19 protein-coding genes are annotated in these 24878 nt (G+C 72.1%); 13 read left to right on the top strand and 6 right to left on the bottom strand.

The annotated features are described in order from the left end of the window. Window positions 1-56 precede the first annotated feature (56 nt). Both BGM09_RS24615 and BGM09_RS24610 read right to left on the bottom strand, forming a co-directional pair. The gene (locus BGM09_RS24615) at window positions 57-1535 is read right to left on the bottom strand and encodes an LCP family protein (RefSeq protein WP_188283883.1); all 1479 of its coding nucleotides are present in this window, start codon (window positions 1533-1535) and stop codon (window positions 57-59) included. Between the two features lie 205 nt (window positions 1536-1740). Continuing rightward, window positions 1741-2532, bottom strand: coding sequence for a TIGR03089 family protein (locus tag BGM09_RS24610; RefSeq protein ID WP_188283882.1), 792 nt, complete (start codon window positions 2530-2532; stop codon window positions 1741-1743). Between the two features lie 200 nt (window positions 2533-2732). Here BGM09_RS24610 and BGM09_RS24605 point away from each other — a divergent pair, with 200 nt between their 5' ends. Then, entirely contained in the window at window positions 2733-3872 is a 1140-nt protein-coding gene (locus BGM09_RS24605; protein WP_188283881.1) for a sugar phosphate nucleotidyltransferase, read from the top strand. Between the two features lie 108 nt (window positions 3873-3980). After that, complete coding sequence (locus BGM09_RS24600) at window positions 3981-4916, top strand: DNA-3-methyladenine glycosylase 2 family protein (RefSeq protein WP_317452882.1); 936 nt, start codon at window positions 3981-3983, stop codon at window positions 4914-4916. A 1006-nt stretch (window positions 4917-5922) separates the two neighbouring features. Here the strand turns inward: BGM09_RS24600 and BGM09_RS24595 are convergent. From BGM09_RS24595 to BGM09_RS24585, 3 genes are read right to left on the bottom strand one after another with little or no spacing between them, the layout of a single operon-like run. Beyond that, window positions 5923-7257, bottom strand: coding sequence for a coenzyme F420-0:L-glutamate ligase (locus tag BGM09_RS24595; protein ID WP_188283880.1), 1335 nt, complete (start codon window positions 7255-7257; stop codon window positions 5923-5925). After that, window positions 7254-8210: a 2-phospho-L-lactate transferase gene (cofD, locus tag BGM09_RS24590; RefSeq protein WP_188283879.1), complete on the bottom strand. Its 957-nt coding sequence runs from the start codon at window positions 8208-8210 to the stop codon at window positions 7254-7256. Before cofD ends, BGM09_RS24595 begins: the two co-directional genes overlap by 4 nt. Before the next feature lie 13 nt (window positions 8211-8223). Continuing rightward, window positions 8224-8784, bottom strand: coding sequence for a cysteine dioxygenase (locus BGM09_RS24585; protein ID WP_188283878.1), 561 nt, complete (start codon window positions 8782-8784; stop codon window positions 8224-8226). 631 nt (window positions 8785-9415) lie between these two features. On the opposite strand from BGM09_RS24585, the gene BGM09_RS24580 reads away from it, so the two are divergent. The 3 genes from BGM09_RS24580 to BGM09_RS24570 all read left to right on the top strand — a co-directional run bounded on the left by BGM09_RS24580 (window position 9416) and on the right by BGM09_RS24570 (window position 15343). Beyond that, a complete protein-coding gene (locus BGM09_RS24580) occupies window positions 9416-9679 on the top strand; it encodes a WhiB family transcriptional regulator (protein ID WP_031519519.1) in 264 nt (87 codons plus the stop codon). 349 nt (window positions 9680-10028) lie between these two features. Further along, window positions 10029-13883, top strand: coding sequence for a glycosyltransferase family 2 protein (locus BGM09_RS24575; protein WP_188283877.1), 3855 nt, complete (start codon window positions 10029-10031; stop codon window positions 13881-13883). Further along, window positions 13880-15343 (top strand): DUF5719 family protein, encoded by a 1464-nt coding sequence (locus tag BGM09_RS24570; protein WP_188283876.1) that lies wholly within the window; start codon window positions 13880-13882, stop codon window positions 15341-15343. The genes BGM09_RS24575 and BGM09_RS24570 overlap by 4 nt, the downstream gene beginning before the upstream one ends. Window positions 15344-15438: 95 nt before the next feature. Here the strand turns inward: BGM09_RS24570 and BGM09_RS24565 are convergent, their stop codons facing one another. Then, entirely contained in the window at window positions 15439-15882 is a 444-nt protein-coding gene (locus tag BGM09_RS24565; protein WP_188283875.1) for a metallopeptidase family protein, read from the bottom strand. A 216-nt stretch (window positions 15883-16098) separates the two neighbouring features. Between BGM09_RS24565 and BGM09_RS24560 the strand changes: the two genes are divergently transcribed. The 8 genes from BGM09_RS24560 (at window position 16099) to BGM09_RS24525 (ending at window position 24465) form a co-directional block, all read left to right on the top strand. After that, a complete protein-coding gene (locus BGM09_RS24560; RefSeq protein ID WP_188283874.1) occupies window positions 16099-16542 on the top strand; it encodes a DUF3499 domain-containing protein in 444 nt (147 codons plus the stop codon). 210 nt (window positions 16543-16752) lie between these two features. Further along, window positions 16753-18111 (top strand): phosphomannomutase/phosphoglucomutase, encoded by a 1359-nt coding sequence (locus BGM09_RS24555; RefSeq protein WP_188283873.1) that lies wholly within the window; start codon window positions 16753-16755, stop codon window positions 18109-18111. A 299-nt stretch (window positions 18112-18410) separates the two neighbouring features. Beyond that, a complete protein-coding gene (locus BGM09_RS24550) occupies window positions 18411-18590 on the top strand; it encodes a Trm112 family protein (RefSeq protein WP_188283872.1) in 180 nt (59 codons plus the stop codon). 91 nt (window positions 18591-18681) lie between these two features. Next, window positions 18682-19818: an SIS domain-containing protein gene (locus tag BGM09_RS24545; RefSeq protein WP_188283871.1), complete on the top strand. Its 1137-nt coding sequence runs from the start codon at window positions 18682-18684 to the stop codon at window positions 19816-19818. Between the two features lie 4 nt (window positions 19819-19822). Beyond that, the gene (gene manA, locus BGM09_RS24540; protein WP_188283870.1) at window positions 19823-21022 is read left to right on the top strand and encodes a mannose-6-phosphate isomerase, class I; all 1200 of its coding nucleotides are present in this window, start codon (window positions 19823-19825) and stop codon (window positions 21020-21022) included. A gap of 96 nt (window positions 21023-21118) precedes the next feature. Next, a complete protein-coding gene (locus BGM09_RS24535; RefSeq protein ID WP_188283869.1) occupies window positions 21119-22078 on the top strand; it encodes a cation diffusion facilitator family transporter in 960 nt (319 codons plus the stop codon). Between the two features lie 236 nt (window positions 22079-22314). Then, window positions 22315-23766 carry an adenosylhomocysteinase gene (ahcY, locus tag BGM09_RS24530; protein WP_188283868.1) on the top strand — a complete coding sequence of 484 codons (1452 nt, stop codon included), beginning with the start codon at window positions 22315-22317 and terminating at the stop codon, window positions 23764-23766. An 84-nt stretch (window positions 23767-23850) separates the two neighbouring features. After that, on the top strand, window positions 23851-24465 hold the full coding sequence (locus BGM09_RS24525; protein WP_188283867.1) for a hypothetical protein: 615 nt from the start codon (window positions 23851-23853) through the stop codon (window positions 24463-24465). Window positions 24466-24878: the final 413 nt, after the last annotated feature.

Below are 24878 nucleotides of genomic sequence, written 5' to 3'. Positions count from 1 at the left end.
AACCGGACAAAGCTGCCGATCCCGCCTGCCGACCAGGTGGACTCTTTAGCGGGATTTCACCCGCTCTTGCCACAGATGTCGCGGTCCGCGGTCGTCCCGCGGTAGGTGGGGCCCGTGGGGGTGGGCGTGGACGTGGACGGGGCCGACGTGCCCGCGGACGGGGTGCCGGGCGTACGCGTACTGCTTCCGCTGTCACCGCCGCTGTCACCGCCGCCGTCTGCGCTGTCCGGCGCCTTGTCCGACACATTCACCGGCTGGTCGTCGCGCAGCGTCTTGAAGAGGGTGTCGGCGGCGGGCTGGACGAGTTGGTCGCGGTTGATGTCGTTGACGTACTGCTCGCGCGGCACGGTCAGGAAGTGCACGTTCTCGGTCGGTATCTGCTGGAGGCTGTGGGCGAGGGTGTACAGCTCGCTCAGCGAGTCCAGGCCGGGGTCGGCGGTCAGCGACGAGGTGGCGGCCGACAGCAGCGGGTAGAGCTTGGTGGGGTTGAGCAGCACGCCGTTGCTGCTCACCTTCTTCAACAGCGAGCCGAGGAACCCCTGTTGCCGGTCCATCCGCATGGTGTCGCTGCCGTCGCCGATGCCGTGCCGGGCGCGTACGTATCCCAGCGCCTGCTCGCCGTTGAGCGTCTGCCGTCCGGCGGGCAGGTCGAGGTGCGCGTACGTGTCGTGCACCGGCTTGGCCAGGCACACATCGACGCCGTTCACCGCCTCGACCATCTTCTTGAAGCCGTTGAAGTCCACGATCAGGTGATGGTCGACGCGGATGCCGGTCATCTTCTCGACCGTACGGATGGTGCAGGCCGCGCCGCCCGACTCGAACGCCCAGTTGAACTGCTCGAAGCGCTCGTGGTCCTCCTTGCCGCTCGGCAGGGTGCAACTCGGCACGTGCGCCATCAGGTCGCGCGGGAGGCTGACGGCGGTGGCGCTCTTCCGGTCGGCGGATATGTGCAGCAGGATCGTGGTGTCCGAGCGCTGCGTGCCGCTGTCCTGGCCGTACTTGCTGTTGCCGTTCCCGCGGTTGTCCGATCCGATCAGCAGGATGTTCTGGGCCTCCGTCGGGCCCTGCGTGGGGCGCTCCGAGGCGTGCACCTTCAGGTCGTTCTCGGTCGCGGTGTCGGTCGTGATGTTGCCGTTGAGCCGCTGGTAGAGGTACCAGCCGGTGCCGGCACAGGCCAGGACGAGTACGGCGGTGCACAGGGCGACGACCTTCAGCCAGCGCCAGTTCTTGGGGTGGGCGGGTTCCTCCGCCGGGGCGGCGGCGGGGCCTTCGGCCGACGGCGTATCCGTCTCCGTATCGGCAGCCGTGTCCGTGTCCGTAGCGGCGTCCGGTGCCGTCCCCGCTTCTGCTTCTGCCCCTGCCCCTGCCTCTACCCCTGCTTCTGTCTCCGCTCCCGCTTCCGCTTCTGCTTCTGCCTCGGTCGTCGGCTCGGCGGGCTCGTCCGCCCGCGGCTTCTGTGCGCCGGACGCGTCGTCGGAGCCGTCGGAGGCGGGGGGAACGGAGTCACCCTGCGGAGGCTCTGCTGGCGTGGTCACGTCGGGGCCCGTCTCTCGGAAGTCACCGGTTACCGGGGACAGGCTTGCGATTACCCGCCCGGCATTCGTTCAGACAGCCGAATACGGTAGTTGGTTGCCTGGGCACCCGAAATCCACAGACAGCTGTTGACGACCTGTGACGGAAGTGACGGCAGAGGCATCTGCCAAGGCCGGGAACGTGACCGCTACGGAGATCAAGCGACCGCTACAGGGACACGGTGACGCGCTCGGCGTCCTTCCGCTTGGCCAACCGCTCCTCGGGCAACTGGTCGAGGTGGCGGCAGAGCACCACGGAGGCGTCGGCGGCGAGCGGCGCGAGCAGCCCGGCCGCGAGCCCGTCCCACGTGTCGAAGGAAAGCGGCGACAGCAGCCGTCCGCCGCGGTCGAGCCCGAGCGCGGCGGCCGACGCGCGCGCCTTGGCGACGACCTCGGACGCGGTCAGTACGCCCGCGCCGTCCGGCAGTACGAGCGCGGGCGCGTCCGGGCCGACCGGCGCGTACGGCGCGAAGCGGTCGCCCTGGCTCGGCACCTCCACCGCGTAGTCGACGAAGCCCGCGGGCGGCTGCGGGAACCGTCCGCCCAGCGGCCGGAGCGCGAGCGCGACCCGCTCGCCGCCGCAGGCCCGCGCCGCGTCCAGGGTGTCCGGGCCGCTGACCACCAGGTCGGCGCCGGCCGGATCGCCGCCGGGCGCCACGACCACGCCCGCCGAGAATCCGGCCAGCACCCACACAGCCGTCTGCCAGTGCCCGGGCAGCAGCAGCGCCAGCCGGTCGCCGGGCTGCGCGCCCAACTCGTCCTGGAGCAGATTCGCCGTCTTCGCGACCCAGTTCCCGAAGGTCGCCACCGACAACTCGACGCGCTCACCCGTCGCGTCGTCGTAGAAGGTGACCAGCGGGCGGCCCGGATCACCGCGCAGCGCGGCATCGAGCAGTCCGGCGGGAGTCGCGGGGCCCTGGGGAGTGCTGGGCGTGTCGGGCGTGTTGGCGGTCGGCGTCACGCGTGTCAGGCTACCCCCAGCGATCACGACGGCCCGTGCCCGTAGGGGTACGGGTGCGGGGGCCGGTTTCTCGTCCGGCGATCTCGCGTGGCGTCCTCGCGCGGCGCGGCTCGTCCGTACGGGTGTCAGCGCGGCGGCTCGGCCGACTGTCCGTCAGATCGTGAATACTCATCTTTACGGCTTATGTCACTATGCTTGCCATGCGAGCACACCCCGCCTCCGCCGTCAGCGCGGAGCGCCCCGTGGAGAGCCCTGCGGCAACCGAAGCGATCCTCCTGGTCGGGGGCAAGGGCACCCGGCTCAGGCCGCTGACCGTGCACACCCCGAAGCCGATGGTCCCGGCGGCCGGAGTCCCGTTCCTCACCCACCAGCTCGCGCGGGCCAGGGCCGCCGGGGTCGAGCACGTGGTGCTCGCCACCTCCTACCTCGCCGAGGTCTTCGAACCGCACTTCGGCGACGGCTCCGCGCTCGGCCTGCACCTCGAATACGTCACCGAGACCGAGCCGCTGGGCACCGGCGGCGCCATCCGCAACGTCGCGCACCGGCTGCACTCCGCGCCCGGCGACCCCGTCCTGGTCCTGAACGGCGACATCCTCACCGGCCTCGACATTCCCGCCCTCGTCGGCACCCACCGCGCCACCGGCGCCGACATCTCGCTGCACCTGACCAAGGTCGCCGACCCGCGCGCCTTCGGCCTCGTCCCCACCGACGCGGACGGCCGCGTCACGGCCTTCCTGGAGAAGCCGCAGACGCCGGAGGAGATCGTCACCGACCAGATCAACGCGGGGTGTTACGTCTTCACCCGCTCGGTCATCGACACCATTCCGGCCGGGCGGCCGGTCTCCGTCGAACGCGAGACCTTCCCCGACCTGCTCGCCGCCGGCGCCCACCTCCAGGGCATGGTCGACTCCACCTACTGGCTCGACCTCGGCACCCCGCAGGCGTTCGTCCGCGGCTCCGCCGACCTCGTACTCGGCCACGCGCCGTCCCCCGCCGTCGCCGGTCTCGGCGGCGACCACCTCGTCCTGACCGGCGCCCACGTCGCCGCCGACGCCAAGCTCTCCGGCGGCACCTGCGTCTCCACGGGCGCCGTCATCGGGGCCGGCGCCCGCGTCGACGGCAGCACCGTGCTGTCCGGCGCCACCGTCGAGCCCGGCGCCGTCATCCGCGACTCGCTCGTCGGCACCGGCGCCGTCATCGGCGCCCGCACCGTCCTCGACGGCGCCGTCGTGGGCGACGGCGCGCACGTCGGCCCCGACAACGAACTGCGCGACGGCGTACGGATCTGGTGCGGAGCCAGGATTCCGGCGGGCGCGGTGCGGTTCTCGTCGGACCAGTAGGGCGGGCGGGGCGGCGGGTGTGTCGGAGGGGGCGGATACGCTCGCCGGGTGCCCATCCCGCGACCTCGACCCGCTTCCGCCACCGCCACCGCCACTGCCGCCTGTGCGGTGTCGGTGTCATCGGCGGCTCCCGCGGCTCCGCGTACCCTGTCCTGGTCGCCCACCGGGCCGCTCGACATCCGCCTCACCCTCAACCCGCTCTGCCGCGGTTACGGCGACCCCGCCTTCCGGATCGCCCCGGACGGCACCGTCTGGCGGGCCAGCCGCACGCCCGACGGCGCGGGCACCCTGCGCCTGACCGGCAGTCCCGCCGCGATCGAGGCGCACGCGTGGGGGCCCGGCGGCCAGTGGCTGCTCGACGCGCTGCCCGCGCTGCTCGGCGCCGACGACGATCCGGCGGCGTTCACGCCCCGGCACCGGCTCGTGCACGCCGCGCACCGGCGCCACCCCGGTCTACGGCTGACCCGTACCGGGCTCGTCCTCGAATCGCTGATCCCCTCCATCCTGGAACAGAAGGTCACCACCACCGAGGCGTACCGGGCCTGGCGGCTTCTGCTCCACCGCCACGGGGAGGCCGCGCCGGGGCCCGCGGGCGCCGAGCGCATGCGCGTCATGCCCGACGCGCGGGGGTGGGCGCTGGTGCCGTCCTGGGACTGGCACCGGGCGGGGGTCGACAACAAGCGTGCCTCCACCGTCCTGCGGGCCGTCCGGGCCGCTTCCGGTCTCGAAGGGCTCATCGCCCTACCACCGGGCGAGGCGGCCACGCGGCTCCAGTCGGTGGCCGGGATCGGGCCATGGACGGCTGCCGAGACGCTTCAGCGCAGCCATGGGGCCGCCGATGCCGTGACGGTCGGGGACCTGCACCTTCCGCATCGGGTCGGGTACGCACTCACGGGTGAGCGCCGCTCTTCTGACGAGGTCATGCTCGGCCTTCTCGCCCCATACGCGGGCCAGCGGCACCGTGCGGCCCGCCTCATCCTCCTCAACTCCCCCTCCCCGCCCCGCCGCGCCCCCCGCCTGGCCCCCAACCCCCCTGGTCGCTAGCCCTCTTGTCCTTTGCTTTTCCCGCCCGCCCGCCCGCCCGTGCGGGTGTTTTTTCGTCTGTGGGTGCCGCTTGTGCCTGGTCGGTGCCGGTCCGGGGTACCTCCTCGAAATCCGTATCACCTGGCCCCTCGTATCCGGTGAGCTTCTTGTCAACGTATTTCTGCGGGGGCACCCCGGCCCGTCCCCTCCTCGCCCGTCGGCGTCTGCCTGTCCGGTGGGGGCTGAGGGGGTGGGGGGGGTCTTCCGGCGGGTCGGAGAGCTGGGCCCTTCCCCAAACGCCCCAGCGGTCACGCCCCCGGCCCACCCCCAGCCAGGACCCCCGTTCGTGCGGGACCCGCACCTCCCCCCCTCGCCCGCGTAGACGGTCGGGGACGCAGCCCTCGGGCTCCCGCCCACCCCAGACCCCAGAACAACCCCACCCGTTTCACACCCACGCGGCCGGACGACCATGTGGCGCAGGTCCCTGACCCACCCCCACCCCCACCGGCAGGCGGATGCCGACGTACCCGAGAGCCCGCCCATCCCCACCGGACCGTTGGGGGCCGACGTACCCGAGCCCACGCCCTCTCCCTCACCGGACCGTTGGACGCCGCCGTACCCGAGCCCACCCACCCCTCAGCCCCCACCGGACAGGCGGACGCCGACGTACCCGAACCCACCCGCCCTCCCGTACCGGACCGTTGGGCGCCGATGTACCCGAACCCACCCGCCCTCCTCCCGCCCACCCGCACCGGACCGTTGGACGCCGACGTACCCGAGCCCACCCACCCCCCTCCCGGCCACCCCCACCGGACAGGCGGACGCCGACGGGCGAGGAGGGGACGGGGCGGGGTGCCCCCGCAGAAATACGTTGACAGGAACGGCACTGGATGCGAGGGGCCAGGTGTTACGGATTTCGAGGAGGTACCCCGGGCCGGGACCGACCAGGCACAAGCGGCACCCGCAGACGAACAACACACCCGCACGGGTGGGCGGGCGGGAAAAGACAACCCCCCCCGGAGGGGGCTCAGCGAACGGCGATGAAGGCGGCGGGGTCGCGAGCCGCCCGAACGGCCGGCGCGGCGGCCGCCCTCCCGACGGCCACGGCCCCCATGGGATCCCAGTCGGAAGGCAGCCGAAGGACGTCGCGCACGACGTCACGGCAGAACATCGTGGACGAAACCCAGGCGGAGCCAAGCTGCTCCCCGGCAAGCGCGACAAGAAAGTTCTCGACGGCCGCCCCCACGGCCACCACGAACATCTCCCGCTCCGCGGCCCCCCTCCGCGCATCCGGATAGGCGTGAGCCCCGTCGGCGACAAGGCACGGCACGACGAGATAAGGAGCGCGCCGCAGCACGTCCCCCCGCCGAAGCCGCCGTGCCACGGACCCCTCGGAGAAACCGTCGCGCCGCAGGTCCGCCGCCCAGGCGTCCCGCATGGCGTCGAGCAACCGCTCCCGCGTCTCGGCCGACTCCAGGAGGACGAACCGCCACGGAGTGGTGTGGTGGGGGGCGGGCGCGGTGACGGCGAGCGCGACGGCACGTCGAACGGCGGCGGGGTCGACCGCGTCGTCCGTGAACTCCCGTACGGTCCGCCGCAGCGAGACGGCCTCGCGTACGGCCTCGGAGGTGCCGAGCCGGAACATGTCGTTGGCGGCGACCCGCACAAGAGGCCGCGCGCCGGAATCCGCGCCGTCGGCGAGAGCGCCTTCGGCGAGAGCGCCTTCGGCGGTGACGACCTCGCCGAGCCCCCGTACGACGGCCACCGGCAACCCCCCGACCTTCCCCTTGACCAGGTCCCCGGCGGCGGCCAACTCGTCCGCGGTGGCGGTCACCGTCACGGACATGAGGTTGCCGTGGCTGTCGAGGCCGCCGCGGAGGTCGTCCAGGACGCGGACCCCGGCGGCGCCGATGGCGACATCGGTGACACCTTCGCGCCAGGGCCGCCCGAAGGTGTCGGTGACGATGACGCCGACGCGTACGCCGAGGATTTCGCGGAGGCCGTCCCGGACGCGCCGGGCGGAGGCGTCGGGGTCCTCGGGGAGCAGAAGAACGGTTCCCGCCGCGGTGTTGGAGGCGTCGACGCCCGCCGCGGCCATGACGAAGCCGTGCCGGGTCTCGACGATGCGGGTCGGTCCGCGGCGCGCGACCAGGCGTACGGCCTCGGCGTCGATGGCGGCCTCGCGGTCGTCGGCGTTGACGATCCGGCCCTCGGCCTTGCTGACGATCTTGGAGGTGACCAGCAGGACGTCGCCGTCGGCGAGCTGGGTGCCGGTGGCGGCGATGAGCTTGGCGATGTCGGCGCCGGGCTGCACCTCGGCGATGCCGGGGACGGCGAACACCTCGTAGCGGGGCGCGCTCATGCCCGTACCTCCTCGGCGAGCGTCAGCGCCTCCCTGGCCATCTGGGCCGTGGCCTCGGGGCCGTCCATGAGCAGCGGGATGGCCCGGCAGCGGATTCCGGCGGCCTCGACCTCGGGGACGGCGGCGGCGTCGACGGTGTCGACCAGCCAGCCGTCGAGCAGCCCGGAGCCGTAGTGCGCGGCGACTGCCGCGGCCGTCGACTCGACCCCGACGGCGGCCAGCACCTTGTCGGCCATGCCGCGCACGGGGGCGTCGCCGATGAGCGGGGAGAGGCCGACGACCGGCACTCCGGCCTCGGCGATGGCCTCGCGGATGCCGGGTACGGCGAGGATGGTGCCGATGCTGACGACGGGGTTGGACGGCGGGAAGACGATGACGTCCGCCTCGCCGATCGCCTCCAGGACGCCGGGCGCGGGCTTGGCGCCCTCCGCGCCGACCGGTACGACGGCGTGCGCGGGGACGGAGGCGCGCAGCCGTACCCAGTACTCCTGGAAGTGAACGGCCTTGCGCTCGCCGTCGACCTCGACCAGGACGTGGGTCTCGATCCGGTCGTCGGACATCGGGATGAGCCGCACGCCGGGCTTCCAGCGGGCGCACAGCGCTTCGGTGACGGCGCTGAGCGGGTAGCCCGCGCCGATCATCTGCGTGCGCACGATGTGGGTGGCGAAGTCCCGGTCGCCGAGACCGAACCACTCGGGGCCCACGCCGTACGCGGCCAGTTCCTCCTTGACCGCGAAAGTCTCCTCGGCCCGCCCCCAGCCCTGCTCCTCGTGGATGCCGCCGCCGAGGGTGTACATCACGGTGTCGAGGTCGGGGCAGACCTTCAAACCGAACAGATGGATGTCGTCTCCGGTGTTGCCGATGACGGTGATCTCCGCCTCCGGCGCCGCTGCCTTCAGGCCGCGCAGAAAGCGCGCCCCTCCAATACCTCCGGCCAGAACCACGATTCGCATGGTTCCCAGTCTGTCAGCCCGCTGCGGCAGCCCGTGAGGTATCGGCCTGCGGGGCAGCGGACGTGCAGGCGTGCGGGGTCATCTTGGTGAGACCGGGGAAGTAGACGTGCAGGCTCACCGCGGGTTCCAGTGCGTCGTTGACGACCTCGTGGACGTAACCGGGCGCGAAGGCACGCTGCGCGCCCGCCGACAGCGCCCGGGTGACCTCGCGGCCGACGCCGTCCGAGCCGCCCGCGCTCGCACCCGGCACGCTCGCACCCGGCAGCGCCCGCTCGCGCAGCGCCCCTTGGAGCACGGTGAGCACACCGGACGACAGGCCGTGGTCGTGCAGCCCGCTGCTCTGACCGGGCAGCCAGCTCAGCAGCCACACCTCGTAACCGGGGCCGCGGCGCAGCCGCGCGTACCAGCGGGTGGTGGCGTCGTAGCGCACCTGGGAGGCCCATCGCTCGCGGTCGGCGGCGATGGAGCGGGCGAGCCCGGCGAATTCCGCGACGGTGCGTGGGTGTTGCGGCACCGGGGGGAGCAGGTGGGGAAGGGCGAGCGGGTCACCGGCGATCGAGACATCGCTGTACATGAAGGTGTGTTCCTCGTGATGCGCGAGTGGCTAGGCGGTGCCAGGTCCGTGACAGGTCCTGGGCAGGGGGCTCAGCGGCAACAACAGGAACGACAACAGCTCTGGGCGAGCGCGACGCAGCGGGACTCGCGACGGCGAGTCCGGGTAGGCGCGTGGTGCTCAGCAGGCATGCCGTCAAGGAGACCGGTCCTGCCCGTATCTTGTCAACCGGATGTCCGGAATGTCGCGAATCTTTCACCTGATCCGGCTGGAAGGGTTGGTGAAAGGTTTGTGCGCAGAAGTGTGCGGATATGTGGTGCCCAACCGCATGAAGAGCACGTTGTGCTGTTGTGCTTCTGTGATCGGAATGTGATCCACAACGCTTCACTCGAATGGCGGAACGTGGCGCGTCGCCAAGGCGTCTGACGAGGTGTGAACGGTGGATCGGCGGGACCATGGTTGACGGATACCGGATTTTAGGCCGATATCAACACTTTCTTTCACCTCTTGGTTCAGCGGAGTGAATAACGGGCCCAATAGCAGATCTCGGCTTGACTGGCCCGGATCGGCACACTTGTAATTTCACTCGTGTCGTTAGGCCGCTCATGGTGACGGCAACATCACGGGGAAGCACGACAGACGAGGGGCGCGCATGACCGAGCAGTTCCAGTTGCTGCTGGCCGAAGAGGCCGACGAGGAACTCGGCTGGCAGGAGCGCGCGCTGTGTGCGCAGACCGACCCCGAGTCGTTCTTCCCGGAAAAGGGCGGTTCCACGCGTGAGGCGAAGAAAGTCTGCCTCGCCTGTGAAGTCCGTTCCGACTGCCTGGAGTACGCCCTGGCCAACGACGAACGCTTCGGCATCTGGGGCGGCCTGTCCGAGCGGGAGCGCCGCCGCCTGAAGAAGGGCGTCGTCTGACCCACGACGACCGGGCCGAGGACCGAGCCCACGACCGGGCCCACGACCGGGCCCACGACCGGGCCAGGGACCGGGTCCGCGGCAGGGCACCGACCGAGCCCTGACCGGACCCCGGACCCCTTGCGCGGCACCGCGCACCGGCCCGATCACGGCTCCCGCACAGCCCGCTTCCGGCCCGCGTACAGCCCGCTTTCCGCGCCCACCGGCACGGGAGGCGGGCTGCCGTTGTTCTCACACCCGGACGGAGCCCCCGGTGTAAGCCGTTAGTGTGGGGGCCCGTCCGAGACGTTCCCCGCCGCCGGCGGCCGATGCGTCAACCGCAGTCCAGCGAACCGGGGCCCGAACCTCGATGTCCGTGAACAGCCCAGCACCGGCCTTCTTCCCGGCCGGCATCCCTGAGTTCCCGCGCCACGTCGTCACCGCCGTGCTCGTCGCGCACGACGGCGCGCGCTGGCTGCCCAAAGCCCTCGCCGGCCTGCTCTCCCAGGACCGCCCTGTCCAGGACGTGATCGCCGCCGACACCGGCAGCGCGGACGACTCCGCGCGGCTGCTCGCCGACTCCCTCGGCGACCAGCGCGTACTGCACCTGGCCCGCCGTACCGGCTTCGGCGCCGCCGTCGAGGAGGCCGCCAGGGTCGCCGCGCCGCTCAGCGCCGAGCAGTTGCCGTACCTGGGACGCCGCAGCGGCTGGGACCCGGTCAGCCGCAGTTGGAACGACGACGCGTACGACGAACCCGAGCAGCCGCACGGCGACCCCGTCCACTGGCTGTGGCTGCTGCACGACGACTGCGAGCCCGACCCCGGAGCGCTCGCCGCCCTGCTGCGCACCGCGGACGCCTCGCCGTCCGCCTCGGTCATCGGCCCCAAACTGCGGAGCTGGTTCGACCGCAGGCAGCTCCTCGAAGTCGGCGTCAGCATCGCCCGCAGCGGTCGCCGTTGGACCGCGCTCGAACGCCGCGAGCAGGACCAGGGCCAGCACGACCAGACCCGCCCGGTGCTCGCCGTGTCCTCCGCGGGCATGCTGGTGCGCCGCGACGTGTGGGAGGAGCTGGGCGGATTCGACCGCAGGCTGCCCCTGATGCGCGACGACGTCGACTTCTGCTGGCGCGCGCAAGCCGCGGGCCACACCGTGCTGGTCGCCCCCGACGCCGTCATGTGGCACGCCGAGGCCGCCTCCCGCGAGCGCCGCCCGGTCGACTGCGCGGGCCGCTCCTCGGTCAACCCGCACCGCGTCGACAAGGCCGGCGCCGTCTACACCCTGCTGGCCAACACCCGCGGCCCGCTGCTGCCCTACGTGATGCTGCGGATCGCCGTCGGCACCATATTGCGCACGCTCGCCTACCTCGTCGGCAAGGTGCCGGGACAGGCCGTCGACGAGATCGTCGGACTGCTCGGCGTCCTGCTGCGCCCCGGACGAGTGCTTGCCGCCAGACGCAGAAGAGGCCGCGGCGCCGTACCGCCCTCCGAACTGCGACCGCTCTTCCCGCCGCCCGGTGCGACCGTACGCGCCACCGTCGACCAGGTCGTCAGCAACATCGCGGGCCGCGCGGACTCCGCGTCCGCCGCCGCGGGACGGCACGGCGGCTCCGCCGAGTCGGGACCGGGCGACGAGGACGGCGAATTCCTGGAAATCGAGCAATTCGCGCGGCTCAAGCGCGTCGCCCGCAAGCCGGGCCCCGTGCTGTTCGCCGTCCTGCTCGTCGTCTCGCTCGCCGCCTGCCGCTCACTGCTCGGCGGCGGAGCCCTCTTCGGCGGCGCCCTGCTGCCCGCCAGCCCCGGCGCCTCCGACCTGTGGGGCACCTACACGGGTTCCTGGCACGCGCTGGGCACTGGCGGCACCCAGGCCGCGCCCCCGTACATCGCGGTCCTCGCGCTCTTCGCGACCGTGCTCTTCGGCTCCACAGGACTCACCCTCACCCTGCTGCTGGTGGCCTCCGTGCCGCTGGCCGGGATCACCGCCTACTTCGCCTCCCGGCCGCTCGTCGAGTCGCGCCTGCTGCGCGCCTGGGCGTCGGTCGCGTACGCCTTCCTGCCCGCCGCCACCGGGGCACTGGCCACCGGACGGCTCGGCACCGCCGTACTGGCCATCCTGCTGCCGCTGATGGCGCGTGCCGCCGTCGGCACCGCGGGCCTCCAGCTCGGCGACGGCGCGATCGAGCGCGGCGCACGGCCCGGCTGGCGCTCCACCTGGGCGCTGGCGCTGATGCTCACCTTCACCACCGCCTTCACCCCGGTCACCTGGCCGATCGCCCTGACACTCGCCGCCGCCACCCTCGGCTGGCGGCTGGCCCGCGGCCAGCAGCAGCTCCTGGTCCCGCAGCTCCTGCGCTTCGCGGCTCTGCTGATCACCCCGATCGTGCTGCTCGCCCCCTGGTCGCTGACGCTGCTCACACACCCCGGACGCCTGCTGCACGAGGCGGGACTGCCGTACGGCGACAAGGGCGTCTCCGGCATCGATCTGCTGATGCTCAGCCCCGGCGGCCCCAAGGCGGGCGCCGCCTTCCTGCTGATCGGCGTCGTCCTGGCCGCGCTCGCCGCCCTGATGCGCGACACCCGCCGCCCGGCGATCGTCGCCGCCTGGGCCGCCGCCGCGACCGGGCTGCTCTTCGCCGTCATCGAGAACACCAAGGCGTGGGCGGGCCCCGCCACCCTCGTCTACGGTCTCGCCCTGCTGGCCGCCGCCGCGATCGGCGCGGAAGGCGCCAAGGAGCGGATCGCCGCCAGCGGCTTCGGCTGGCGCCAGCCCGTCGCGGGCCTGATCGCGCTGGCCGCGGCCCTCGCGCCGCTGCTGGCCGCCTTCACCTGGGTCGCCGACGGCGCGAACGGCCCCATCAAGCGCCAGGACCCGCAGCAGGTGCCCGCCTTCGTCGCCGAGGAGAGCACCTCCCGCGACCAGGCCCGCACCCTGGTGCTCAACGGCACCGCGGGCCGCATCTCGTACTCCCTGGTGCGCGGCGCGGGCGCGCGGATCGGCGACGCCGAACTGGCCGCGGAGGCGTCCCGCGACAGCGAACTCGACACCGTCGTCGCCAACCTGGTGGCGGGTTCCGGCGCCGACCAGGGCAGCCGCCTCGCCGGATACGCCGTCCGCTACGTACTGGCGCAGAAGGGCGCGCCTCGCTCGGTGGGCCGCGTCCTGGACAGCACCCCGGGCCTGTCCCGGGTGAGCCAGGCGGACGGCAGCGAATTGTGGCGCGTCAACGACGCGGTCTCCCGGATCGCGATCACCAGCAAGGGCGCGCAGCCCGTCGCCGTCGCGGCCGGCAAGGTCGAGGCGCACACCACGGTGCCCGCGGGTCCCGAAGGCCGCGTATTGCGCCTGGCGGACTCCGCCGCACCGGGCTGGCACGCCACCCTGAACGGGTCCGCGCTGCCCGGGACGACCGTCGACGGCTGGGCGCAGGGCTTCCAGTTGCCCGCCACCGGCGGCCGTCTGGACGTCACCTATGAGGAGCCGTTCACGCACACCTTCTGGCTGGGCGCGCAGGGACTGCTGCTTCTCGTGGTCATCGTGCTGGCCCTGCCGGGCCGCCGCCGCGAGATCGACGACGACCTGCCGGAGGCCGACGCGCCCAGCGCCGTCCAGATTCCCGCACAAGGTGCAGGCGAGGGCCGTCGCGCCCGCCGCCTCCAGGCGGCGGCCGACGCCGAGGCCGCGGCGGCCGATCCCGACCTCGCGGAGACCGACGGCCAGGAGCAGACGGCCTACGCGGCCCAGCAGGCCCACCAGGGTCGTCAGGGCCAGGACGGCCCCGCGGGCCCCGACGCCCCGCCGCAGACCCCGTACGACCCCTCTGAGGGCGGTTACGACCCGTATGCGGTGCCGGCCCCCGACACCGGTGAGCAGTTCTACGGCTACCCGCAGCAGGACCCGGGCTACGGCGCCGACCCCGCCCAGCAGCAATGGGACGGGCAGCAGCAGTACGCGGCGGAGCCGGGCACGTACGAGCAGCGGCAGGTCGGCTACACCGACCAGTACGGCTACCCGCAGCAGCCCCCGCCCCCTTACGACCCGTACGCGACGACCGGCCACGAAGAGGCGGCCGGTTACGACGAGACGGCGGGTTACGACCCGCAGCAGCAGTACGACGGACAGGCGCCGTACGGCGGACAGCAGCCCTATGACCCGGCCGCGTACCCCGACCCGGCGGCCCCGTACTACGCCGAAGGCGACCAGCGCCGCGACGGGAGCGACCAGCAGTGAACCGCAGCACGATCTCCCTGGCGGGCGCCGTGGCCGCGCTGGCCGTACTGACCGGCGCCGCCGTGGTGTCCGGCGGCGGCGACCGGGACACCGCGCCGGTGGCCTCAGCGGCCCGGCTGCCCGTACAGCGCAGCAATCTGTTGTGCCCGGCGCCGTCCTCGTCGGAATTCGCCAACACCACCTACACCTCGTTCACCCCGCAGGGGACGGCGGGCGCGACCGGCTCCGGCAGCGCGCAACTGGTCCCCGCGACGCCCAAGGGCAAGGCGCTCACCCCGCTGAAGGCCGCGGGCAAGCCCGCCACCAGCTCCACCGACAAGCCCGACGCGCCCGCGCTGATCGGCACGGCCGACGGGCCGCTCGCGCCCGGCTGGACCGTCCAGCAGACCACCGTCGTGGACACCGGGGCGGGCCGCGGCCTGCTCGGCGCGTCCTGTGTGGCGCCGGACAGCGAATTCTGGTTCGCGGGCGCCAGCACGGGACCCGACCGGCAGGACTTCCTGCACCTGGTGAACCCCGACGACACCCCGGCGGTCGTCGACATCGAGCTGTACGGCAAGGACGGCCTGCTGAAGGCGTCCACCGGCGACGGCATCACCGTGCCGGGCAAGTCCGCCAAGCCGGTGCTGCTGTCCACCCTGGTCGCGGACAAGGCGCAGGACCTCACCGTGCACGTCGTGGCGCGCAGCGGCCGGGTCGGCGCGGCCGTCCAGGCCATCGACAAGAAGCTCGGCAGCGACTGGCTGACCCCGGCAGCCGAGCCCGCCACCAGCCTGGTGCTGCCCGGCATTCCTGCCGACGCCGCGACCGTGCGCCTGGTGGTGTACGCGGCCGGTTCCGACGACGCCGACCTGACGCTGAAGCTGGCGACGCCGACCGGCTCGATCACTCCCGCGGGACACGAGACGCTGCACGTCAAGAGCGGTATGACCAGCGCGGTCGACCTCGGGGACCTCACCAAGGGCGAGGCGGGTTCGCTGCTCATCACCTCCAGCCAGGTCCACGCGGCGGTCCCCGTCGTGGCGGGTCTGCGGGTGACGCGCGGCAAGGGCGACAAGCAGGAGATGGCGTTCCTGCCCGCCACCCCGGCGATCGAGACCCGCTCCACGGTCGCCGACAACCGCACCAAGGGCTCTACCTTGTCGCTGGTTGCCGTCGGCCAGGACGCCAGTGTGAAGATCACCGCGTCGGCCGGATCCTCCGGCGGCGAGCCGGTGTCGAAGACGGTCAGCGTCAAGGCGGGGACGACCGTCGCCGTCCCGCCGCCGCTGCCCGAGTCCGGCAAGGGTACGTTCGCCGTGACCGTCGAGCGCGTCTCCGGCGGAAGCGTCTACGCCTCACGGACGCTGGCGCTCCCGCTGGACGGGGTGCCGATGTTCACGATCCAGCCGATGTCCGACGACCACGGCATGGTGGATGTCCCCGCCGCCCGCGCCGACCTGGGGATTCTCAACCACTAGGGCGTGATCCGCTGGACCCGCCCCAGGGAGTTTTCCCGCACATGGTGCGGTCCGCGCGGTCTCGTGCTCCTGGTCTGGGCCGCGCGGGGCCAGTGTCAGTCCTCGCCGTACTTCGGGTCGACGTTCTCGGGGGACAGGCCGAGCAGTTCCGCGACCTGCTCCACGACGATCTCGTGCACCAGGAGCGCCCGCTCGTCGCGGGTCTTGGCGCGGATCTCCACCGGGCGCCGGTAGACCACGATGCGGCTCGGCCGGTCCTTGCCCGCGCCGATGAGACGGCCCAGCGGCACCGTGTCGTCGTCCGCCGGCGGGGTGTCCTTCGCCCAGGGCACCTCCTGGACGGCGAATTCGACGTCGGCGAGCTGCGGCCAGCGTCTTTCCAGCCGGTCGGCGGCGTCGCGCACCAGGTCGTCGAAGGCGTCGGCGCGGCTGAGCGCCAGCGGCACCTGCGGGGGCGCGATGGGCCCGCGCATCCCACGTCCGTGGCGGTCGCGGTGGCGCGGACGGGGTGCGGAAGGAGGAGGTGCCGAGCTTTCCATCAGCGATGAGCCTAGCCCTCCCGCTGGGTGCGCACAGGACGGACACCACGCGGTCAGCATCTGGCCATAGATCAGACGCATATGCGCCAGCCGCCTGCTGTCACGGCCGTCACCTTGTGTCGTACTTCTCCCGTACCGCGGCCCCGCGCCTGCCAGGTCTTTTCCGTCCGCCCAGGTCAGCGCGGCGGCCGTCACACGGCACGATCCCGGGGGCACATGACGACACGACCGGGTGAGCTGGCGGAGAGTCGTCGCGGCCCGCTCAAGAGTGCGGTACCGTCCAACCTCGTGAGCCTTGTACGTCGCTGTTCGCGCACCGCATGCGGCCGTCCCGCCGTCGCGACGCTGACGTACGTCTACGCGGACTCCACCGCCGTTCTCGGACCGCTCGCCACGTACGCGGAACCGCACTGCTACGACCTGTGCTCCGAGCACTCCGAACGGCTGACCGCGCCCCGTGGCTGGGAAGTCGTGCGCCTGGCGACGGACACCGGTCCCGTCGGACCCAGCGGCGACGACCTCGAAGCGCTTGCCAACGCGGTGCGCGAGGCGGCCCGCCCCCCGGAACGCCGCCAGCAGGGTCCGGGCCCGCGCGACATCGACCCGCTCGAAGTGGCCCGCCGCGGTCATCTGCGCGTACTCCGCTCGCCCGAGCAGTAGCAGCGGTCCCCACCAGCCGATCCGCCCGCGCAAGCCGCCCCTCGCGCCGCCTCGTTGACCCTTTCGGGGCTCCCGTGACGCCACCCCTCGCGTCGCGGCAGCGGCGAAAAACTCCGCTCACCCCATCGGGGTAGGTTGTGGTGGAAACTCCACCGCGCCGCCCACCGGCGCCGTTCCGACCCCTTCACCAGAGTTCACCAGAGGTGTGCAGTGGCCGATTTGTCGCAGCTCGTCAAGGCCTACGACGTACGCGGAGTCGTACCCGACCAGTGGGACGAGCCGCTCGCCGAGATCTTCGGCGCCGCCTTCGCCACGGTCACCGACGCCACGGCGATCGTCGTCGGACACGACATGCGGCCCTCGTCCCCCGGCCTGTCCGCCGCCTTCGCGCGCGGCGCCGCCTCCCGCGGCGCGGACGTCACCGAGATCGGCCTCTGCTCCACCGACGAGCTGTACTTCGCCAGCGGGCAACTCGACCTGCCCGGCGCCATGTTCACGGCCAGTCACAACCCGGCGCGGTACAACGGCATCAAGATGTGCCGCGCGGGCGCCGCCCCGATCGGCCAGGACACCGGGCTCGCCGACATCCGTGCGCTCGCCGAGAAGTGGCTGGAAAACGGCGTCCCCGCCGTCGGCGTGGAAACCGGCACCCTGGTGCGGCGCGACGTGCTCGGCGACTACGCCGCCTATCTGCGCTCGCTGGTCGACCTCTCCGGAATCCGGCCGCTCAAGGCGGTCGTGGACGCGGGCAACGGCATGGGCGGCCACACCGTGCCCACCGTCCTCGACGGGCTGCCCGTCGACCTGGTGCCGATGTACTTCGAACTGGACGGCACCTTCCCCAACCACGAGGCCAACCCGCTCGACCCGAAGAATCTGGTCGACCTCCAGGCGCGGGTCCGCGAGACCGGCGCCGACATCGGCCTGGCCTTCGACGGTGACGCCGACCGCTGCTTCGCGGTGGACGAGCGCGGCGAACCCGTCTCCCCGTCCGCGGTGACCGCGCTGGTCGCCGCCCGCGAACTGGCCAAGCACCCCGGCGCCACGATCATCCACAATCTGATCACGTCCTGGTCGGTGCCCGAAGTGGTCAGGGAACACGGCGGCGTTCCGGTGCGCACCCGTGTCGGCCACTCCTTCATCAAGCAGGAAATGGCCGACTCCGGCGCCGTCTTCGGCGGCGAGCACTCCGCGCACTACTACTTCCGCGAGTTCTGGAACGCCGACACCGGCATGCTCGCCGCCCTCCACCTGCTGGCCGCCCTCGGCGCCCAGGACGGCCCGCTGTCCGCCCTCGTCGCCGCCTACGACCGCTACGCGGGCTCCGGTGAGATCAACAGCACCGTCGCCGACCAGGACGCGAGCACCGCGGCGGTCCGCGCCGCCTTCGCCGGCCAGGACGGCGTCACCTTCGACGAACTGGACGGGCTCACCGTCACCTCCGCCGACTGGTGGTTCAACCTCCGCGCCTCCAACACCGAGCCGCTGCTGCGGCTGAACGTCGAGGCGCGCGACGCGGAGGGCGTGGCCCGCGTCAGGGACCAGGTGCTGGCGATCGTCAGGGCGTGAGCCCGCGTGGTCTCGGGGGCCCGACGCGCGGCACGGGCCCGATGCGGGGGTACGGGGTCCGGTCGCCGTACGCGCCTGGTCGCCATACGGGTCCGGTCGCCGCACGGGCGCGGCCGAGTTATCCACAGGCCGCACTCGGGGCCGGGCGCTACGGCTATAGGCTGAGAACGTACGCGGCGGGAGCCGTCGGCCCGGCCCGGGACCGTACCGCTCGGAGCACGCGCCCGCCGTATCCCGACCGCAGTCCCGCGCGCGGCGGCACCTCGCCGCTCGCCGCACCCAGCACGGAGGACCCCACCATGCCGCTCGTCGAACCCAGCCTCCTGGAAATCCTCGCCTGCCCGGCGTGCCACGCCCCGCTCCGCGAGGACGCCGACGCGAACGAGCTGGTCTGCACCTCCGACACGTGCGGCCTCGCCTACCCCGTACGCGACGACATCCCCGTACTCCTCGTCGACGAGGCCCGCCGCCCCCGCTGACGCCCCCGCACGCCCGCCGGACCGTCCCATCCACCCATCCATCCATCCATCCGCCGACCCTGACCAGACCGCTTCCGACCGGGAGGTCGCGTTGTTCGACGAGTCGCTGCTTGAGGACCCCGAAGCGCTGGCCCGCGCGGACAGCCGCGGACTGCTGCTGGGCGTCGCCGCCGCCGGCGCCCGCGTACGCACCGCGCTGCGCCTGGCCGAAGAGGCCGGAGTCACCGCGCTGCGGCCCGACGGCCGCCCCAGGACCGTCCTGCTCGCGGCCAGCGGACCCGACGCCGCCGCGGTCGCCGACCTGCTGGTCGCCCTCGGCTCCGCGACCTGCCCCGTCGAGGTGCTGCCGCCCACAGGACCCACCCCGCAACAGTCCCGCTGGACACTGCCCGGCTGGGCGGGACCGCTCGACCTGCTGCTGCTCATCACCCCGCAGGGCAGCGAGCAGGGCCTGACCGACCTCGTGGAGCAGGCCTACCGCCGCGGCTGCACCGCCGCCGCCGTCACCCCGGTCAAGGCACCGCTCGCCGAAGCCGTGGAACAGGTGCACGGCATGGCCCTGCCGTTCGCCGCGCCCTTCGGCAACGGCGCGGACCCCGCGGACGAGGACCCCGCCAACGACGCGGGCGCCTTCTGGGCGCTCCTCGCCCCGCTCCTCGCCCTCGCCGACCGGATCGGCCTGCTGAGCGCACCCACCCAGGCGCTGTACGGCGTCGCCGACCGGCTCGACGAGGTCGCCGCCCGCTGCGGCCCCGCCATCGCCACGTACACCAACCCCGCCAAGACCCTCGCGGCCGAACTGGCTGACGCCCTCCCGCTGTTGTGGAGCCAGGGCCGGCTCTCCGCGACCGCCGCCCGCCGCTTCGCGACCGTGCTCGGCACCCGCGCGGGCCAGCCCGCGCTCACCGCGGAACTGCCCGCCGCGCTCACCGTCCACGGCCCCCTCCAGGCCAGCGCCCTCGCCCTGGCCGCCGACCCCGAGGACTTCTTCCGCGACCGCGTCGAAGAACCCGGGGGACTGCGCCTGCGGATCGTGCTCCTCCAGGAGAACTCCGAGCAGCCCGGAGCCGCCACTCTCGCCGCCCGCGAGCAGGCGTACGCCCACGACACCCCGCTCAGCGAGATCGCCGCCGCCCCCGGCGGCCCGCTCGACACCGCGGCCGAACTGATCGCCCTCGCGGATTTCGCCACCGTCTATCTGACCGTCGCCTCGGCTGAGAGAACATGACCGCATGAACCGCCTCACCAACACGATCCGCCCCTACGCCTGGGGATCCACCACCGCCATCCCCGAACTGCTCGGCACACCGCCGACCGGCGAACCCCAGGCCGAACTGTGGATGGGCGCCCACCCCGGCGCGCCCTCCCGGATCGACCGCGGCGAAGGCCCCGTCGCACTCGACACGGTGATCGCGGCCGACCCCCGCGCCGAACTCGGCGACACCACCGTCAAGCGCTTCGGCCCCAGGCTGCCCTTCCTGCTCAAGGTGCTGGCCGCGGGCGCGCCGCTCTCCGTCCAGGTCCACCCCGACCTCGCGCAGGCCAAGGCCGGATTCGCCGACGAGGAAGCCCGCGGCATCCCGACCGGCGCCCCCGACCGCAACTACAAGGACGCCAACCACAAGCCCGAAATGCTCGTGGCGCTCTCCGCGTTCGATGGACTGTGCGGCTTCCGCCGTCCCGCCGACGCCGCCGACCTCATCGACGGACTCGGCGTCCCCGCCCTCGCCCCCTACGCCGACATCCTCCGCGCCCACCCCGAGGACAAGGCGCTGCGCGAAGTCCTCGCCGCCGTCCTCACCGCCGAACCCGAGGCGATGGCCGAGACCGTCACCGCCGCGGCCGAGGCCGCCGCCCGGCTGTCCACCACCGACACCCCCTACGCCGCGGACTACGCCGCCTACGCCCAGGCCGCCCACAGCTTCCCCGGCGACCGCGGCGTCATCGCCGCGATGCTGCTCAACTACGTACGTCTGCAACCCGGCGAAGCCCTCTATCTCGGCGCGGGCGTCCCGCACGCCTATCTCGACGGCCTCGGCGTGGAGATCATGGCCAACTCCGACAACGTCCTGCGCTGCGGCCTCACCCCCAAGCACATCGACGTCCCCGAACTCCTGCGCATCGTCCGCTTCGAGGCCGGCGACCCGGGCGTCCTGCGCCCCGAGGCCGCCCCCGACGGCGAAGAGCTGTACACCGCACCGATCGACGAATTCCGGCTCTCCCGCCACGTCCTGGCCTCCGGCGCGCAGGCCCGCACCCTCGACTCCGGCACCCCGCAGATCCTGCTCTGCACCGCGGGCCGGGCCGAACTGCGCGACGGAGACGGCACCACCCTGACGCTGGCCCCCGGCGAGTCGGCGTACGTCCCCGCGAGCGAGAGCACCACCCTGACCGGCGAAGGCACCGTCTTCCGGGCCACCGTGGCCGCCTGACGCACCAAAAGCCCGACGGGCTGCAACAATGTGCGTCCGCAGCGCCCGGTACGACAAGGCACAGGCCCCGGGCCGACGAAAGGGACCCCAGCACCTATGAGCGCGTCAGGCGGAACACGGGCGATCGTCGCGGCGCTGAGCGCCAACCTGGCCATCGCCGTGGCCAAGTTCGTGGCCTTCGCGTTCAGTGGCTCGTCCTCGATGCTCGCCGAAGGCGTGCACTCCATCGCCGACTCCGGCAACCAGGCGCTGCTTCTGATCGGCGGCAAGAAGGCCAAGCGCGCCGCCAATGACGAGCACCCCTTCGGCTACGGCAGGGAACGCTACGTCTACGCCTTCCTCGTCTCGATCGTCCTGTTCTCCGTCGGCGGCATGTTCGCGCTCTACGAGGGCTACGAGAAGATCCGCCACCCGCACGAGATCGAGCACTGGTACTGGCCGGTCGGCGTCCTCGTCTTCGCGGTCATCGCCGAGGGCTACTCCTTCCGCACCGCCATCAAGGAGTCCAACCACACCCGCGGCAAGCAGTCCTGGGCCGAGTTCATCCGCCGCGCCAAGGCACCCGAACTCCCCGTCGTCCTCCTGGAGGACTTCGGCGCCCTCATCGGCCTCGTCCTCGCCCTGATCGGCGTCGGCATCGCCCTCGCCACCGGCGACGGCGTCTGGGACGGCATCGGCACCCTCTGCATCGGCCTGCTGCTCATCACCATCGCCCTCGTCCTCGCGGCCGAGACCAAGTCGCTGCTGATCGGCGAAGGCGCGGGACCCGACTCGCTGGCCAGGATCCGCGCGGCCGTCGTCGACGGCGACACCGTCACCGGCGTCATCCACATGCGCACCCTGCACCTCGGCCCCGAAGAACTCCTCGTCGCCGCCAAGATCGCCGTGCAGCACGACGACACCGCCGCCGAGGTCGCCCGCGCCATCGACGCCGCCGAGGAACGCATCCGCGCCGCGGAACCCTTCGCCCGCGCCGTCTACCTGGAACCCGACATCTACAGCGAGCAGGCCGCCGCCGCGGGCCCCGACCCGGACCAGACTCCGGGCGGCCGGTGACCAGAAGCGCACTGGGGCGGACCGTCCGTCCGGTGTAGCTTTGTCGTAGCCAGACGTCGCTGCTGATGGCGGTCGGGCGGGTCATCTCGCGATGCCCGGCCGAGGGAGAGAGGGCCTCCGACGGATTGCGCTGCCGCAAGGGGACGGGTGTGTCCGCACGATGGCACCCCCGTAGACGCCCCGTGGCCGCGCCGTATCCACGTCCGCCTCGACCGCAGCACCGAGGAGCACTTCATATGACCACCACCGCCACCGACTTCAAGGTCGCGGACCTCTCGCTTGCCGCCTTCGGCCGCAAGGAGATCACCCTCGCCGAGCACGAGATGCCCGGCCTGATGTCCATCCGCAGCGAGTACGCCGCCACGCAGCCGCTGGCCGGCGCGCGGATCACCGGCTCGCTGCACATGACCGTCCAGACCGCCGTCCTGATCGAGACCCTCGTCGCCCTCGGCGCCGACGTCCGCTGGGCGTCCTGCAACATCTTCTCCACCCAGGACCACGCGGCCGCGGCCATCGCCGTCGGGCCGAACGGCACGGAGGAGAACCCGCAGGGCATCCCCGTCTTCGCCTGGAAGGGCGAGACGCTCGAAGAGTACTGGTGGTGCACGGAGCAGGCCCTGACCTGGCCGGACACCGCCACCGGCGGCCCCAACATCATTCTGGACGACGGCGGCGACGCCACGCTCCTGGTCCACAAGGGCGTCGAGTTCGAGAAGGCCGGCGCCGCCCCCGACCCGGCCACCGCGGAGAGCGAGGAGGAGCAGTTCATCCTCCGCCTCCTCAACCGCACCCTCGGCGAGAACCCGCAGAAGTGGACGCAGCTCGCGTCCGAGATCCGCGGCGTCACCGAGGAGACCACCACCGGCGTCCACCGCCTCTACGAGATGCAGCAGGACGGCTCGCTGCTCTTCCCGGCGATCAACGTCAACGACGCGGTCACCAAGTCGAAGTTCGACAACAAGTACGGCTGCCGCCACTCCCTGATCGACGGCATCAACCGCGCCACCGACGTCCTGATCGGCGGCAAGGTCGCCGTGGTCTGCGGCTACGGCGACGTCGGCAAGGGCTGCGCGGAGTCGCTGCGCGGCCAGGGCGCCCGCGTCGTCATCACCGAGATCGACCCGATCTGCGCGCTCCAGGCCGCGATGGACGGCTACCAGGTCGCCACCCTCGACGACGTCATCGGCATCGCCGACATCTTCGTCACCACGACCGGCAACAAGGACATCATCATGGCCTCCGACATGGCCAAGATGAAGCACCAGGCCATCGTCGGGAACATCGGCCACTTCGACAACGAGATCGACATGGCCGGCCTCGCGAAGATCCCCGGCATCGTCAAGGACGAGGTCAAGCCGCAGGTCCACACCTGGACCTTCCCCGACGGCAAGACGCTGATCGTGCTGTCCGAGGGCCGCCTGCTCAACCTGGGCAACGCGACCGGCCACCCCTCCTTCGTGATGTCCAACTCCTTCGCGGACCAGACCCTGGCCCAGATCGAGCTGTTCACCAAGCCGGAGGAGTACCCGATCGGCGTCTACGTGCTCCCCAAGCACCTGGACGAGAAGGTCGCCCGTCTCCACCTGGACGCGCTGGGCGTCAAGCTCACCACGCTCCGCCCGGAGCAGGCCGCCTACATCGGCGTGAAGGTCGAAGGCCCCTACAAGTCCGACCACTACCGCTACTGATCCACCGCGCGCTGGCCCCCGCCTCCCGTCCGAGGCGGGGGCCTCGCACGTCACCGGCACACCGAAAGACACCGAGACCCCACCATGCCCCGAGGCCGTTACTCGTTCCACGACACACACGACCACACCCCCCTCGGTGCAGAACACTTCCACTGCGCCACCGGTCCCTCCGGCTGGCGCTACACCGCGCAGACCACCACCCCCGGCGGTGATCACGCGGGCTCGGTCGACCTCACCCTCGACCAGCTCGGCCGCCCCATCCGCCTCGAACTCCACGCGTCCGCCTGGCAGGTACGCGGAGCCGCACTCGACGGCGTCACCTGGGTGCGTACCGACCCCACCGGCGATCACGCTCAGGAGGGCAACGCCGCCGCCCACGCCTTCACCGGTGCCTCGCCCGCGTTCCTGATCGCCACCGCGCGACTGCTCCGCCTGGAACCCGGCGGCCCCGCCACCCGCGTACGTCTCGTGTCATTCCGGCCCCCCGTGCTCGCGCCCCTCACCGTGGACCAGTCTTGGTCCTTGATCACCAGGACAGCACACGCCACTGACAACGGGCCGCTGGCTGTGGACGAGTACCAGGTCAACGACCTCGCGACGGGCGATCAGCACGACGTCCACATCGCCGGGGACGTGGTCCTCGCGGCCCCCGGCGTCGAGCTGGAAGACCTGGAGACCCCTCCGTCGACCTTCGCGTGAGGCCGCCTGAAAGTTCCTCACGGTGAACCATTGACTCAGGGTTGGCGGGGAGGTAGGTTCGAACGGTTGTCACGAGCTGGACAGGTCCGCTGGTGACCAACTAGGATTCATGTCGCTTCGCTCGACGAAGACACACCACCCAACCCGAGAGAAATCTCAGTTCGGGCATCCGTGTCTCCGAAACGCGAGTGGTAATTCCGACCAGTGAACTTCTGCTAAAGTCGGAGACACGACGAAGGGAAAGCCCGGAGGGCCGGTGAAACGGTCTGAAGGAAGCTTCCGTTCTTTGAGAACTCAACAGCGTGCCAAAAGTCAACGCCAGATATGTTGATACCCCGTCTCGTTACGAGACGAGGTTCCTTTGAAGAACAGAACACAGCGAGGACGCTGTGCGCGACTGGGATTATTCCTCC

The sequence above is a fragment of the Streptomyces sp. CBMA29 genome (genome assembly GCF_014596445.1).
In the GTDB taxonomy this organism is placed as follows: Bacteria; Actinomycetota; Actinomycetes; order Streptomycetales; family Streptomycetaceae; genus Actinacidiphila.
The sequence above is the reverse complement of the archived record's forward strand: the minus strand, read 5'-3'. Positions and strand labels throughout refer to the sequence as shown.

What these genes read in the sequence shown, in the direction of transcription:
- BGM09_RS24580 (WP_031519519.1), top strand. Translation starts at nt 9,416, where the DNA reads ATGACCGAGCAGTTCCAGTTGCTGCTGGCCGAAGAGGCCGACGAGGAA.
- BGM09_RS24605 (WP_188283881.1), top strand. Translation starts at nt 2,733, where the DNA reads ATGCGAGCACACCCCGCCTCCGCCGTCAGCGCGGAGCGCCCCGTGGAG.
- BGM09_RS24535 (WP_188283869.1), top strand. Translation starts at nt 21,119, where the DNA reads ATGAGCGCGTCAGGCGGAACACGGGCGATCGTCGCGGCGCTGAGCGCC.
- BGM09_RS24560 (WP_188283874.1), top strand. Translation starts at nt 16,099, where the DNA reads ATGACGACACGACCGGGTGAGCTGGCGGAGAGTCGTCGCGGCCCGCTC.
- ahcY (WP_188283868.1), top strand. Translation starts at nt 22,315, where the DNA reads ATGACCACCACCGCCACCGACTTCAAGGTCGCGGACCTCTCGCTTGCC.
- BGM09_RS24595 (WP_188283880.1), bottom strand. Translation starts at nt 7,257, where the DNA reads ATGAGCGCGCCCCGCTACGAGGTGTTCGCCGTCCCCGGCATCGCCGAG.
- BGM09_RS24585 (WP_188283878.1), bottom strand. Translation starts at nt 8,784, where the DNA reads ATGTACAGCGATGTCTCGATCGCCGGTGACCCGCTCGCCCTTCCCCAC.
- manA (WP_188283870.1), top strand. Translation starts at nt 19,823, where the DNA reads ATGAACCGCCTCACCAACACGATCCGCCCCTACGCCTGGGGATCCACC.
- BGM09_RS24525 (WP_188283867.1), top strand. Translation starts at nt 23,851, where the DNA reads ATGCCCCGAGGCCGTTACTCGTTCCACGACACACACGACCACACCCCC.
- cofD (WP_188283879.1), bottom strand. Translation starts at nt 8,210, where the DNA reads ATGCGAATCGTGGTTCTGGCCGGAGGTATTGGAGGGGCGCGCTTTCTG.
- BGM09_RS24575 (WP_188283877.1), top strand. Translation starts at nt 10,029, where the DNA reads ATGTCCGTGAACAGCCCAGCACCGGCCTTCTTCCCGGCCGGCATCCCT.
- BGM09_RS24550 (WP_188283872.1), top strand. Translation starts at nt 18,411, where the DNA reads ATGCCGCTCGTCGAACCCAGCCTCCTGGAAATCCTCGCCTGCCCGGCG.
- BGM09_RS24565 (WP_188283875.1), bottom strand. Translation starts at nt 15,882, where the DNA reads ATGGAAAGCTCGGCACCTCCTCCTTCCGCACCCCGTCCGCGCCACCGC.